General features: G+C 44.9%; 11 protein-coding genes. 9 read left to right on the forward strand and 2 right to left on the reverse strand.

Going from position 1 to position 13,434, the window contains the following annotated elements; all coding sequences use genetic code 11:
* The first annotated feature begins 11 nt into the window (after nucleotides 1–11).
* From BMW45_RS09800 to BMW45_RS27790, 3 genes are all read left to right on the forward strand, one after another.
* On the forward strand, nucleotides 12–977 hold the full coding sequence (locus BMW45_RS09800) for an ABC transporter permease (RefSeq protein ID WP_166433312.1): 966 nt from the start codon (nucleotides 12–14) through the stop codon (nucleotides 975–977).
* Between the two features lie 27 nt (nucleotides 978–1,004).
* Complete coding sequence (locus BMW45_RS09805; protein WP_092242856.1) at nucleotides 1,005–2,015, forward strand: sugar ABC transporter substrate-binding protein; 1,011 nt, start codon at nucleotides 1,005–1,007, stop codon at nucleotides 2,013–2,015.
* Nucleotides 2,016–2,407: 392 nt separating this feature from the next.
* A complete protein-coding gene (locus BMW45_RS27790; protein WP_166433203.1) occupies nucleotides 2,408–2,557 on the forward strand; it encodes a hypothetical protein in 150 nt (49 codons plus the stop codon).
* 46 nt (nucleotides 2,558–2,603) lie between these two features.
* Here BMW45_RS27790 and BMW45_RS09810 read toward each other — a convergent pair whose 3' ends face one another.
* Complete coding sequence (locus tag BMW45_RS09810; RefSeq protein WP_054790255.1) at nucleotides 2,604–3,011, reverse strand: hypothetical protein; 408 nt, start codon at nucleotides 3,009–3,011, stop codon at nucleotides 2,604–2,606.
* Between the two features lie 233 nt (nucleotides 3,012–3,244).
* Nucleotides 3,245–4,585 (reverse strand): PspC-like choline-binding domain-containing protein, encoded by a 1,341-nt coding sequence (locus tag BMW45_RS09815; protein ID WP_092242858.1) that lies wholly within the window; start codon nucleotides 4,583–4,585, stop codon nucleotides 3,245–3,247.
* A gap of 456 nt (nucleotides 4,586–5,041) precedes the next feature.
* On the opposite strand from BMW45_RS09815, the gene BMW45_RS09820 reads away from it, so the two are divergent.
* The 6 genes from BMW45_RS09820 to BMW45_RS09845 are packed head-to-tail and all read left to right on the forward strand — an operon-like array spanning nucleotide 5,042 to nucleotide 13,433.
* Nucleotides 5,042–6,976, forward strand: a complete 1,935-nt coding sequence (locus BMW45_RS09820) for a thiamine pyrophosphate-binding protein (RefSeq protein WP_092242860.1) — start codon at nucleotides 5,042–5,044, stop codon at nucleotides 6,974–6,976.
* Nucleotides 6,977–6,993: 17 nt separating this feature from the next.
* The gene (locus BMW45_RS09825) at nucleotides 6,994–7,923 is read left to right on the forward strand and encodes an NAD-dependent epimerase/dehydratase family protein (protein ID WP_025229998.1); all 930 of its coding nucleotides are present in this window, start codon (nucleotides 6,994–6,996) and stop codon (nucleotides 7,921–7,923) included.
* 44 nt (nucleotides 7,924–7,967) lie between these two features.
* Nucleotides 7,968–9,155, forward strand: coding sequence for a class I SAM-dependent methyltransferase (locus BMW45_RS09830; protein ID WP_092242863.1), 1,188 nt, complete (start codon nucleotides 7,968–7,970; stop codon nucleotides 9,153–9,155).
* Nucleotides 9,156–9,164: 9 nt separating this feature from the next.
* Nucleotides 9,165–10,232 (forward strand): zinc-binding dehydrogenase, encoded by a 1,068-nt coding sequence (locus BMW45_RS09835; RefSeq protein WP_092242865.1) that lies wholly within the window; start codon nucleotides 9,165–9,167, stop codon nucleotides 10,230–10,232.
* Nucleotides 10,233–10,236: 4 nt separating this feature from the next.
* The gene (locus tag BMW45_RS09840; RefSeq protein ID WP_025229995.1) at nucleotides 10,237–11,244 is read left to right on the forward strand and encodes a glycosyltransferase family 2 protein; all 1,008 of its coding nucleotides are present in this window, start codon (nucleotides 10,237–10,239) and stop codon (nucleotides 11,242–11,244) included.
* Nucleotides 11,241–13,433 carry a glycosyltransferase family 2 protein gene (locus tag BMW45_RS09845; protein WP_092242868.1) on the forward strand — a complete coding sequence of 731 codons (2,193 nt, stop codon included), beginning with the start codon at nucleotides 11,241–11,243 and terminating at the stop codon, nucleotides 13,431–13,433. The genes BMW45_RS09840 and BMW45_RS09845 overlap by 4 nt, the downstream gene beginning before the upstream one ends.
* Nucleotide 13,434: the final 1 nt, after the last annotated feature.

Here is a 13,434-nt window from a genome sequence, read left to right on the forward strand (position 1 = left end):
AGAAAGGTGATATGAAGAATAAAATGGGTGTACTGAAAAAGATGAATTTTCGGGAATATGGTGTTGTAATAGGTTTTATTCTGCTGTGTGTGGTCATCTCATTTGCAACTCCGGCATTTGCAACTCAAAAGAATATCTTAAACCTGTTACGGCAGTCTTCCATCATCGGCATTATCGCAACGGGAATGACATTTGTAATTATATCAGGAAGCTTCGATATCTCAGTTGGGGCGGTAGCTGCTTTGTCAGGTGCGGTAACGATGAAACTGATAACAATGGGGAATGGGGTTCCGGTAGCAATCGCTGTTTTGGCAGCACTTGGGATTGGTGCAGTGGTAGGACTTATTAATGGTATTGCAGTTGCCAAAATTAATGTTCCTTCCCTGATTGCAACCATGGCAATGGTAAGTGTGGTGAAAGGTTCCATGCTGATGTTTACCGGAGGGTATCCCATTACAAAAACAATTCCGGTACTGGACACCATCGGAAATGGATATGTGGCTGGGATTCCGATTCCTGTCATCATATTTGCAGCAGCAGTTGCCATAGCTTTTATCATTCTTACAAAAACACGATTTGGAAGATATGTCTATTCTGTTGGGGGCAATGAAGAAGCCAGTAAATTAAATGGAATCAATGTAGACTCTTATAAAATAAAGGTATTTGTAATCAACGCAGTTTTAGCGGCATTGGCCGGGATAGTACTGGTAGGCAGAATGGGTACAGCCAGTCCGGCAGCGGGAGATGGCTATGATATGGATGCAATTGCATCGGTAGTAATTGGCGGTACTTCTGTTGCAGGCGGATCAGGATCTGTATTGAAAACAGTCATCGGAGTGCTGCTTATGAGCGTAATCAATAATAGTTTTAACTTACTCGGTGTAGATATGTATTTTCAATATATATTTAAAGGATTAATTATATTAATCGCAGTGGGAGCAGATTCATTTAGTAAAAAACGGCTGGCTTCAAGTTAAGCCCCAAAAAGAGAAGGAGAGAATATTATGAAGAAGCAAATGAAAAAAGTATTGGCACTTGGGTTAGTAACGGCGATGGCAGCGGGTATAACTGCTTGTTCTGCCCCGGCCAAAGAAGAAACAGCAGCAGCTACGAAGGCTGCAGAAACACAGGCAGCAGGTGAGGTAAAAGACGAGTATAAAATTGCAGTTTTACTTCCGGGTCCGACAGGTTATTTTGTAGCAACAAAAGAAGGAATTGATGCAGCAGCAAAAGAGAATAACGTGAAAATTGAATATGCAGATGCACAGTGGGATGCTTCGAAACAGCTTGCTCAGGCAGAAGATTTTATTGTAAAAGGTGTGGATTTAATTGCAATATGTTCTGTTGATTCAGGATCAGGCGAGAAGATTGTAAAATCTGCAAATGAATCAAACATTCCAATTCTGGCATTTACCAATGCTATCGGTGGAGAGGAAAGTGGACAATATGATGGTCTTGTATCATATGTAGGCCAAAATGAAGTAAATACAGGTGCAGTAACCGGTGAGCTTGCAAAACAGCTGTTAGGTAAAGATGGAGGAAAGGCAATTCTAATTGAAGGCGTTCCGGGAACAACACCACAGATTAATAGAAAAAAAGGATTAGAACGGGCTCTGGAAGGCAGCAATATTGAAGTTATATTTAATCAGACATCTAACTGGGAAAAAGAACAGGCACTTAAAATTGTAGAAGACATGATTCAGAAAAAAACGGAGTTTAATATTGTAATCTGTCAGGATGATAACTCAGCAACCGGGGCAGGACAGGCTTTAAAAGAATCAGGATTAAAAGATACTGTAAAAGTTATCGGCCTGGGCGGAAGTATTGATGGTCTTCAGGCAGTTAAAGATGGTTTAATTGATGGTACCACCTATATGTCAGCAGTTGAAGAAGGGCATGTAGCGATTGAAACAGCAGTTAAATTCTTAAAAGGTGAAACAGTTGCACCTGTTACAGAAATTAAGCAGGTTGAAGTAAATAAAGATAATGTAGATACTTTTAAAGGAGAGTGGTAAGGCTGCAGAGCTATGGAGTAATATATACCTGCCTGCCAGTTAGCGAAAAGGCCTTACAGATTACAAAGTACCTCCATCACATAAGCTTCAACTGATGTAAAAATCCATGAATATCAGAATATACAATGAAATGTAATATTTAGTCGTTAAAATGTTATCAAAAGTGACCAATTTTTCACGAATTTTATCGACAATCTCTTACAGCACATATTGTACCCTGATTTATTAGTATAAATAGATGTTGTATTTTTACCTCTTTTTAGAAAAAATTATGGCTAAATTATTAAAGAATGACAAAAAAATGTCGAATATTGCGATTTGTTTCGCTTTTCAAACAATCGAAAACGGCTTATAGTGATTACAAGAAAAGCAAAAAAAGGAGGGTTTTCTATATGACAGACGCTGAGAAGCTAAGGATTATAGAGATTGAGAATGAAAGGCTTATGGAAGAGAATGAAAAACTCCATAAAGTGATTAAAAGGTTAAATCAGACGCTTAACAGATTGATAGGTCGTTACATATGCGCTGACGAGGTTGCCTGATTAGGGATAGCCGGGGAGTGCGGGGGCACTCCCGGGAGTATCCCAATCAGGGATCGATCCCGGTTTTGGAAGTGTCCTCGTTACCGGGATCTAATCCTTTGGTCTTGCGCATCAGTTCCCATATTGTTTGGTGCATCCATTCAATAGTTTTATTCAGCTTTTCATTTTCTATTTCTAATTCAGTAATGCGATCCCCCATACGGGCGATGATCTCCCGGTTGTTATTGACTTTGTGTGGCGCCAGCAGTCGTCGGACATAGGGAGAGGATGTGGCAATAATATGGGTGGAAAGCAATTCGTCCCTTGCTTCGCAGGAGAGATCCATAAAATCTTGATAACTGATGGATAAGGTTATCATATCCTCCCTGCACTTGGGGCAAACTGCGTTCCGCTGAAGCTGATAATATCCATAGTAGCCGCATTTGGGACAATAGTACACGGACAGTTCTCTCATCGGTCTCCTCCTTTTTTTTACCATAAAACAATCTACCTCTATAATATATAACGTAAAATAATTTTAATTATAACGCGAAAAGATACAAATTATATAAAAAATTGTAAGTTTATAGAAGGTATACAAAAACCCCCGGATAATTGGTGCAGAATGCATAAAAGAGGCCCGCACGCGGCAAACGTGCGGACCTCTTTATGTTTGAACGGATGAATCTTTTGTAATTTGTTTTTACTTTACTGGATAATGCCGTTTACATCGACAACCCATACTTTGTCATTGGAATCCTTATAATCCTTATATCCTGCTCCAAGTTCTGGTTTGGTAGCAGACTTGGAAGAGGAAGTTGCTTTTTGGAGGGAACCACTGGCATTTACCAGATACTGATTGCCTTCAAAGGAAATAGGAGCAACCTTTAAGTCGGCATCAGCTTCTTTTCTTAAGCCATATTCATACAGGACGTTATCACGGACACCGTGAACTCCCTGTCCTTTGTTAGTACCTTCTGTCTGGAAGAACCATACCTGATCCTCATCCAGATCTTCATTGTAAACTGTCTGCTTTCCGGTAGTCATAGCACCGTCAGTTCCAAAGTAGAAATTGGCGATTCCGCCGTCTTCTAAGTTGATAACTTTCAGTCCGGTCTGCATTTCTCCCTTAGTATTGAATGCATATTTTTTGGAATCAATGGTAAACAATTCAAGACCATTTGCTGCGCAGGTAGGAGCACCGTTCTTGAAATAGAAATTATAGGTCTCTCCCTCTTCGCTAAGTCCTTCAATACCTTCGATTACCTTCCAACCGTTAACCCGTGCACCATTCTCTGGATCATAGTACTGGTATCCGGCTGCTGTAGTTGCGTCAGCGGTTGCTTCGGATTCGGTTGCAGTGACAGGAAGCTTGTACCAGCCTTTCTGCATGATTCCGTTAACAAAGGTATAATAGTTTCCATCGATCTTTTTGTCGACCTGGCTTTCTACCATACGGCCGCTCTTATCAAAATAGTACCAAGATTGGGTTTCATCAAGATCATCAGAGTCATTTGCAAGCTCGATCCAGCCTGTTTTCATAACGCCGTCATTCTCTTGTCCTAAATAATAAATACTTCCTTCAATTTCAATCTTTCCGGTCTGCATTTCACCCTGGTCATTGAAGTAGTACAAATTATCGTTGATTTTCTGCCACTTGGAAACAACTTCCTTACCGTTTTTTCCATAGTAGTGCCATAAAAACTCAGGGGCATCAGCTGAATCCCAGAAGTTTTCATTGGTCATGGAAATCCATTTGTCAGAAACCCTTTTCCCGCTTTCATCTACGTAATATTCATCGATTTGTGAATTAATGGCGACATTGCCGTCCTCGTTTAAGTAGTACCAGTCTTCGCCGCGCTTTTTCCAGGAATCGGTTACGTAGCTGTCATTATCTTCATAAAATTTCCAGCTTCCGTTTTCCTCAACCCAGCCGAGTACTTTAGCATAGGCGGTGGCTGCTGTGCTGATTAAGCCCAGCTCTGGAGCTGCGACGGTTAAAACGCCGGCAGCGGATAATACAGCCATCAATTTTAAATGCTTTTTCATAAATATGTTCTCTCCTTTTTTGCAATAAGTTTTATCGTGGCCGAAAATCCATAGTTGCATTACCCTGCGATTATACCGTATTCCGGAGGCCTTTAGATAGTGTGGTTTGATGGCAGATATGGAAGGAGATAACATAAAAAGAAAAAAGAAGATAAAACCAAGGGGTTAGGAGTAACCAAAAAGAAATTAAAGTAAGAAAACTTTAAATAGGAAAAAGGGGGGGTGTGTGGTATAATCTACACGAAAGCAATGAGCAGTGCGAATTAGAACACGGAAAATTTTTCGTCGTGCTGGCACGTAAGAAAAAATTTCCGTGTTCTAATTCATAGGGCGAATGCCCGTGAGCCTGTGAAGCCGCAGGATTCACAGGCTGCAGTGCGGACTAGAAGCAACGCTACAGTCTACAGTTCTGCACAACGCACTAAATAAACATCTCAAAAAGAGGAGAGAAGATCCATGAGAATGAAAGTATCCAATTATATCTCCCAGAAGTTGGTTGATTCCGGGATTACACAGGTGTTTACGGTTACAGGCGGAGGAGCCATGCATTTAAACGACGCCCTGGGGCATCAGGAGGGAATGCACTGCTTATATAACCATCATGAGCAGGCATGTGCCATAGCGGCCGAATCCTATGCCAGAATCAAGGACCGCATAGCTGCTGTCTGTGTAACCACGGGCCCTGGGGGCACCAATGCCATTACCGGAGTGCTAGGAGGTTTTCTGGATTCTATTCCCATGTTAATTATGTCCGGTCAGGTGCGCTATGACACAACGGCCAGATGGTCAGGAGTCGGAATCAGAGCCATGGGAGATCAGGAATTTGATATAACAAAGGCCATTGACTGTATGACAAAATACAGCGAGATGGTAATTGACCCCATGAGGATCCGCTACACTTTAGAAAAAGCCATTTACCTCGCCCTATCCGGCCGCCCAGGCCCCACCTGGCTGGACATCCCCTTAAATGTCCAGGGCGCCTATATAGAAACAGAAGAGCTAATCGGCTTTTCCCCAGAAAATTACGAGAATGGCGGAGATGGCTGGTCCTCTGAAACCAACGCAAAAATAAAACAGGATGACCCTGGCTGCGGAGAAAAACGTCAGATCCTTCCGGAAAAGGTAACCGCAGATGTTGCCCGGGCCATTTTAGAAAAAATAAAATCATCTTCCCGTCCGGTAATCAATGCAGGCAACGGAATCCGCATTGGACAGGCCCATGAGGTATTCATGCGGGTAGCAGGCAAGCTGGGAATTCCTGTAGTAACCGGCTGGAACAGCCAGGACTGCATAGAAGATGAGCATCCGCTTTACACAGGGCGAGGCGGTGGTATGGGAGACCGTGCAGGTAACTTCGCTATTCAAAACAGCGACTTAGTCCTTTCTCTAGGAAGCCGCTTAAGCATCCGTCAGGTGGGGTACAATTATACTACATGGGCCAGAGAAGCCTATGTGATCGTCAATGATATCGACCCAGAAGAGCTGAAGAAACCATCCATTCACGCCGATATGAAGATCCAGGCCAATGTAAAGGATCTGCTTACAGCCTTAGAGGAACTACTAGACTCAGAATACAAAACTTCCATTAATCACCCACTCTTTTCCGGCGGAAAGGGCCTTGATGGCATGACCTGGAATGAGACCTGCCGTATGTGGAAGGAAAAATACCCGGTCGTGCTTCAGAAGCACTACAGAAGCGGAGAAGATGAGGAAGCCAATGTTTATGCATTAATAAAGGAACTAAGTATCCGAGTCCCTGAGAACAGGGTCACTGTGGTGGGCAATGGATCCGCCTGTGTTGTGGGAGGACATGCCTATATCATTAAGAAGGGGCAGCGTTTTATATCCAACTCAGCAGTTGCTTCCATGGGCTATGATCTTCCGGCAGCCATTGGAGCAAGCGTCGCTGAACAGGGAGAGGACGTTATCCTTGTTACAGGTGACGGAAGCATTCAGATGAACTTACAGGAGCTGCAGACCATCATCCATCACCATATGCCAGTTAAAATATTCCTTATTAATAACGGAGGCTACCATTCCATCCGCCAGACCCAGAAGAATTTCTTCGGAGAGCCATTAGTGGGAATCGGGGTAGACAGCCGGGATTTAAGCTTCCCTGACATGGAAAAGCTTTCAGCAGCTTATGGCTATCCTTATGTCCGTGCATGCCATAACAGCCAGCTGAAACATGCGATTGAAACGACTCTGGCCATGAAGGGACCAGTCATCTGCGAGGTATTTGTAAGCCAGGACCAGAACTTTGAACCAAAGTCCTCTGCGAAACGCCTGCCTGATGGAACCCTTATTTCGCCGCCGTTAGAGGATTTGTCTCCATTCCTTTCCGATGAAGAGATGGACCGGAATATGATCATCCCGAGGATCAGGGAATAGCAGGGGGAGGAAAAGCGTTGAACGTTGTTGTAACAGGGGCCACCAGTTTTCTTGGGAGAGCATTGGTTGACCAGCTTTTAATAGAGAAAAACCAGGTATTTGCCGTAATCCGTCCCGGTTCAAAGAATATGGGAAGCCTTGCGGCCGAGCGGGAGGGTCTTGTACGGATCGAAGGTCACTTAGAAGAGCTTCATGAGCTGGATCAGGTAATTCACGAGCCATGCCAGGCATTTTACCATTTTGGCTGGGATGGCTCCGGAAGTGAAAACCGGATGAAACGAGAGGTCCAGCAAAAGAACGTGGAAGATTCCTTAAAGGCTTTGGAAGGAGCCCGACGCCTTGGCTGTAAACGCTTTCTTTTCAGCGGTTCCCAGGCGGAATATGGAATTCATAAGGATACGATGACAGAGGAGATGCCGTGTAAGCCTGTCTCTGAATATGGCAGAGCCAAGCTGGAATTTTTAAACAGGGCATTGGAATTGACAGAGAACTGGAGAAAATCAGGTGTTTCAGAGATGGAATACATCCATACAAGGATATTCAGCGTGTACGGTCCAGGAGATCATCCCTGGTCACTGGTGGAAAGCTGCCTTAAGGCGTTTCGCAGAGGAGAGTATATCTCCCTGGGGGAATGTACGCAAATATGGAACTTTTTATATCTTGATGACTGCATCCGGGCGCTGATACTTTTGATGGAACAGGAGAAAGAATCAGTTTCCGGAACTTATAATGTAGCGGGACCGGAAGGTGAAAACAGGCCTTTAAGAGAATACATCCGGACGATGTATGAGGTTTTAGGCTTTCACGGAAGCTACAGCTACGGAAGAAGAGCGCCTAATGCAGAAGGACTCACAAACCTTATTCCTGATATAAAAAAGCTGGAAAAAGCAACGGGATGGCAGCCTCTTGTGGACTTTCCAGAGGGGATCCGGCGGACGATCCGCTAAAATCATTCGATTACAAAATATTGACATGGAGGAATTTTTGTGGTATGAGAGATAGGATTTGTATTGTGTGCGGCAGACCTCTTGGGGAAACGCCTTTGATGACCCTTGCGGATATGCCAGCTTCGGCTCAGGATATTCCGGTCAAGGAAGAACTGGGAGAGGAGCAGGGGATCACCCTTTCCCTCCATCAGTGCCAGGCATGCGGTCTGGTACAGTTTGATTGTGAACCTGTGGCATACTACAAGGACGTGATCCGCTCCGGCGGCTTTACCACCACCATGGTAAACTTAAGAAAGAGCCAGTACCGGCATTTTATTGATAGATATCATCTGGAAGGAAAAAAGCTGATTGAGGCAGGCTGCGGCCAGGGGGAATTTCTTGGACTGCTGTCAGACTTTCCTGTGAAGGCTTATGGAATTGAAAACAGGGAAAGTCTTGTCCGTCTTGCGAAAGAAAAGGGTCTTGCAGTCTGGAAGCAGTTTGCAGCGGAAGGGGAAGTCCTTGCAGCCGATGACGGCAGTGCTTGCGGCCCCTTTGACGGATTTTTATCCTTCAATTTCCTGGAACATCAGCCAGACCCGGTGGGAATGCTCCGCTGCATAGCTGACAACCTATCAGAGGAGGGCGTGGGCTTAATTACAGTTCCAAGCCTGGAATATATTCTGCAGTATGACGGATATTATGAACTGATCCGGGACCATCTTGCTTATTATACCTTTGACACCCTGCGCTATGCAGTAGAAAGAGCCGGGTTTCAGGTATTAGAAGAGGAAATGATAAACCGGGATACCCTTTCTGTCATCGTGAAGAAAAGTCCGGCCAGCCAGCCGGAAGACAGAAGAACACATACGCCGGTAGACATATCCGGTCTTAAAGAAAGCCTCGATACCATTGGCAGGGAACTGGAAGAGCTGACAGATGATCTTAAGTGCCAGGGAAAAACCTTAGGCATATGGGGCGCCAGTCATCAGGGCTTTACTCTGGCTTCTACAACGGTCATCGGACGGTTTGCAAGATACATCATTGATTCCGCACCCTTTAAGCAGGGAAAATACGCTCCTGCCTCCCATCTTCCCATTGTACCCCCGGATCATTATCATATGGACCCGGTAGATGCCATTTTAATTGTAGCTCCTGGTTATACGGATGAGATTGCGGGAATCATACAGGAAAGATTTGGCGGGAATGTAGAGATATTGGCGTTAAAATCCAATCATTTGGAAAGGATATAAGAAAAACCTATGAAAGCTTTTGTTTTGATCGAACCTGGCAAGGTCGGCTGGTATGATGCGCCGGAACCTGTCATAACTCCCTATGGGGCCATCCTACGCCCGATCGCGGTGACCCCCTGTTCCTCCGATGTCCATACGGTATATGGCGGAGGTTCCAGGAAGGCTCCAAACCTGATCCTGGGACATGAATGTGTGGCGGAAGTCCTGGAAACCGGAGAACTGGTCTGTGACTTTAAGGCTGGAGATCTTGTAGCTGTTCCTGCCATCACGCCGGACTGGAGAGCCTGTGGAATCCAGGAAGGAAATTTTAAGCATGCGACCGCCCCATTTTCCGGTCATCAGCTTGGAAGGACGGCTCCGGGAGTATTTGCGGAAAAATTTTTAGTACCTGATGCAGATACTACTTTGGCAAAGATTCCAGAGGGAATCACTTTGGAGCAGGCACTCATGTGCGTGGATGTTGTTACTACAGGTTTTACTGGAGCGGAATTTGCGGATATTAAAATCGGCGATACCGTAGTGGTCCTGGGAATCGGCCCCATTGGGCTTATGGCGATTGAAGGAGCGCGCCATCTGGGCGCTGCGAGGATCCTGGCAGTAGGCAGCAGGCCCATTTGCGTAAAGCTTGCCAGAGAGTTCGGAGCCACAGAGGTCTTAAGCTATAAAGATGGAAACGTAACGGAACAGGTCATGGAACGGACAGGAGGTCTGGGAGCTGACGGTGTCATCATCTGCGGAGGCGGGGATGAGGTCTTTGCCCAGGCGGTAGATATGGCAAAATACGGGATCGGAACCATATCCAATGTGAATTACTATGGCGGAACCGGTAACCTTCCGTTCCCCAAGTTTTCAGGCGGACGGGGCATGGCGGGAAAGACGATCCACACGGAGCTTGCAAAGGGTGGCAGAGTGAGAATTGAACGCCTTTTAAAAATGGTCCAGTATGGAAGGATCAATCCCGAAAAACTTGTGACTCACCATCTTAGTGGCTTAGAGCAGGTGGAAGCAGCTCTGCAGCTTATGAAAGAAAAGCCGGAAGATTTGATTAAAGTAATGGTTCGGATAGATTGGAAGTGAACATATGAAAACAATTAGCATCGTGGTTCCCTGCTACAATGAAGAAGAAAATATAAATGCCTTGTATCAGGCGATTGACCATATATTTAATACTGAATTGCCAAGATACACCTATGAACTGATTTTTATTGATAATGATTCCAAGGACCGGACCAGGGAGATCATCCGGGGATTGTGCGTCCAGGAGAAAAGAGTAAAAGGGATTTTTAACGCCAAGAATTTCGGGCAGTTCAACTCTCCTTATTATGCTATGCTCCAGTCAACGGGAGACTGTACCATTCTTATGGCAGCGGATTTTCAGGATCCGGTGGAAATGATTCCAAAGTATGTAAAGGAATGGGAAAAAGGCTATAAGATCGTTATAGGAATAAAGAAATCCAGCAAAGAGAATAAGATCATGTACTGGCTGAGAAGCTGTTACTATAAAACCATTAAAAGGCTTTCTGATGTAGAGCAGATCGAGCACTTCACCGGCTTTGGCTTATACGATCAAAGATTTATAAAGGTTCTTAGGGAACTGGATGACCCTACGCCCTTTCTCCGTGGAATTGTGGCGGAGCTTGGCTTTCGGCGCAAGGAGGTTCCATATGAGCAGCCGAAAAGGCGGGCAGGAAAGACCAGCAATAATTTTTACCGTCTGTATGATGCTGCCATGTTAAGCGTTACTTCTTACACCAAGGTAGGGCTTCGCCTTGCCACCATATTCGGGAGCATCTGTTCCTTTGCCAGCATGATGGTGGCACTTGTCTATCTGGTCATGAAACTGGTGTACTGGGACCGTTTTCCGGCAGGTATGGCACCTCTTTTGATCGGCATGTGTTTTCTTGGCTCCGTACAGATATTTTTTATTGGACTTGTAGGAGAATATGTTCTGTCCATCAATGCCCGCGTTATGAAACGGCCTCTTGTAATTGAGGAGGAACGGATCAACTTTACGGAAAAAGAGGAAAACAATCCGGAAGATGAGATACTTTTAATGTCGGCATCCGTGGAGAATGGGGAACAGAGATGAAATATAAGATAGATGTAGCGAGAATCCGTGAAAATTCAATCGTTTTAAACGGATGGGTCATTGGAAAGAGCCTTGACTCAGAGGCAGAGTTTGAGGTTTTGGACGGGCAGGAAAAAAATGTGGAATTTAAGTACGTTCCGGTACGCAGAGATGATGTGTGTCAGATCTACTTTAAGAAAACAGCCGACAGGGATTTAGGGTTTGACATCCGAATTCCCTATATCCGGGAGAAAAACGAGGACAGGATCCTGGTGATCCGGTGCGACGGTAAAACTGCCAGAGTGAAGCTGAATGCCCAGATAATCGAAAGACAGAACAGCTCTGCCCATAAAAAAAGCACAAAGCTGAAAAGCATGATGAATGTGCAGACCCTTCGGTCCGCTGCAGATTTCTGGAGAGATAACGGCTTTAAGGCTTTTGTATTAAAATCCAGGCACAAGCTTCAGGGAATTGACAGTGATTATGATTATCCGGAATGGTATGCCCTTACGAAAACCACGGATGAAGAGCTGGAAGCCCAGAGAAAGACTGTTTTTGACTATAGACCTAAGATGTCTGTGGTAATACCTGCCTATAAAACACCGGAGCGTTATCTGGCGGCTATGCTGGATTCCCTGCTGGCTCAGACCTATGGGAACTGGGAAGTGTGCATTGCAGACGGAAGCCCAAAGGGAGAGGGCGTGGAACGGGTATTAAAGCGCTATGCCATAAAGGATGAACGGATCCGCTATGTGATCCTTGGCGAGAATAAAGGAATCGCGGGAAATACCAATGCTGCCATTGAAATGGCAACAGGAGATTTTATTGTCCTTGCGGACCATGACGATACCCTTGCACCCGATGCATTGTTTGAGTGTGTGAAAACAATTAATTCCGATCCGGAAATTGATGTGGTTTATACCGATGAAGATAAGCTTGACATTGACGGTGGAGAATTATTTGAACCGCATTTTAAACCGGATTTTAACCCGGATCTTTTAACAAGCGTTAATTATATCTGTCACCTGTTTGTGGTAAACCATGAACTGCTGTTGGAGGTGGGAGGCTTCCGGGAAGAATATGACGGGGCCCAGGATTATGATTTTATTTTCCGCTGCACGGAAAAAGCCAGAAAGATCTCCCATATCCCCAAGGCTCTGTATCACTGGCGCTGCCATCAGAATTCCACCGCAAGCAATCCGGAAAGTAAATTATATGCTTTTGAGGCAGGGGCAAGGGCCATTAAGGCCCACTATGACCGGGTCGGCATAGAGGCGCTTTCTGTTGAAAAAGGCATTGATTACGGAATCTATCATACGATGTTTAAGATAGCAGGAGATCCCCTGGTTTCCGTTATCATTCCAAGCAAGGATCACAGTAGTGACCTGGATTTATGTATTCGTTCCGTCATAGATAAATCCACGTATCAAAATCTGGAATTCATTATTGTGGAAAATAACAGCACGGACCCGGAAACCTTTGCGTATTATGAAAGGATCCAGAAAGAGTTTTCTTTTGTCCATGTGGTTACGTGGGAGCGGGAATTTAATTATTCTGCCATCAATAACTTTGGCGTTGCCCATGCAAAGGGCGATTACCTTCTGTTTTTAAATAATGATACGGAAATGGTAGGTCCGGAAAGCATCCATGAGATGTTAGGCTTCTGCCAGAGAGAAGATGTGGGTGTTGTCGGGGTCAGGCTTCTTTATTCCGATGATACCATTCAGCATGCCGGTGTAGTGGTTGGCTTTGGTGGCATTGCAGGGCATACCTTTATCGGCCTTCATAAAGCAGAAAGCAGCTATTTCAATCAGGCGATGTGCGCCCGGAATTACAGCGCCGTAACAGCTGCCTGCATGATGAGCAAACGATCCTTGTTTGAAGAAGCGGGAGGTTTTTCAGAGGACCTTGCCGTTGCCTTTAACGATATTGATTTCTGCATGAAGATCCGGTCCTTGAATAAATTGGTGGTTTACGCTCCATATGCCCTGTTCTATCATTACGAGTCAAAATCAAGAGGGCTTGAAGATACGCCGGAGAAAGTGGCCCGCTTTAATGAGGAAATCAAAAAGTTTTCCCGGAAATGGCCGGAGATTTTAAGAGACGGGGATCCTTATTACAATCCCAATCTGACTCTGCGAAAATCCAATTTTGCCCTGCGGGACCTTCGAAAGGAAAAAATCGGGGAACCCTATCAGCTTGAGGTGTGAG

Origin of the sequence: Lacrimispora sphenoides, from assembly GCF_900105215.1 — a bacterium.
GTDB classification, from domain to species: Bacteria; Bacillota; Clostridia; order Lachnospirales; family Lachnospiraceae; genus Lacrimispora; species Lacrimispora sphenoides_A.

Coding starts and splice junctions, on each gene's coding strand:
- BMW45_RS09800 (WP_166433312.1), top strand. CDS start 12: ATGAAGAATAAAATGGGTGTACTGAAAAAGATGAATTTTCGGGAATAT.
- BMW45_RS09805 (WP_092242856.1), top strand. CDS start 1,005: ATGAAGAAGCAAATGAAAAAAGTATTGGCACTTGGGTTAGTAACGGCG.
- BMW45_RS27790 (WP_166433203.1), top strand. CDS start 2,408: ATGACAGACGCTGAGAAGCTAAGGATTATAGAGATTGAGAATGAAAGG.
- BMW45_RS09810 (WP_054790255.1), bottom strand. CDS start 3,011: ATGAGAGAACTGTCCGTGTACTATTGTCCCAAATGCGGCTACTATGGA.
- BMW45_RS09815 (WP_092242858.1), bottom strand. CDS start 4,585: ATGAAAAAGCATTTAAAATTGATGGCTGTATTATCCGCTGCCGGCGTT.
- BMW45_RS09820 (WP_092242860.1), top strand. CDS start 5,042: ATGAGAATGAAAGTATCCAATTATATCTCCCAGAAGTTGGTTGATTCC.
- BMW45_RS09830 (WP_092242863.1), top strand. CDS start 7,968: ATGAGAGATAGGATTTGTATTGTGTGCGGCAGACCTCTTGGGGAAACG.
- BMW45_RS09835 (WP_092242865.1), top strand. CDS start 9,165: ATGAAAGCTTTTGTTTTGATCGAACCTGGCAAGGTCGGCTGGTATGAT.
- BMW45_RS09840 (WP_025229995.1), top strand. CDS start 10,237: ATGAAAACAATTAGCATCGTGGTTCCCTGCTACAATGAAGAAGAAAAT.
- BMW45_RS09845 (WP_092242868.1), top strand. CDS start 11,241: ATGAAATATAAGATAGATGTAGCGAGAATCCGTGAAAATTCAATCGTT.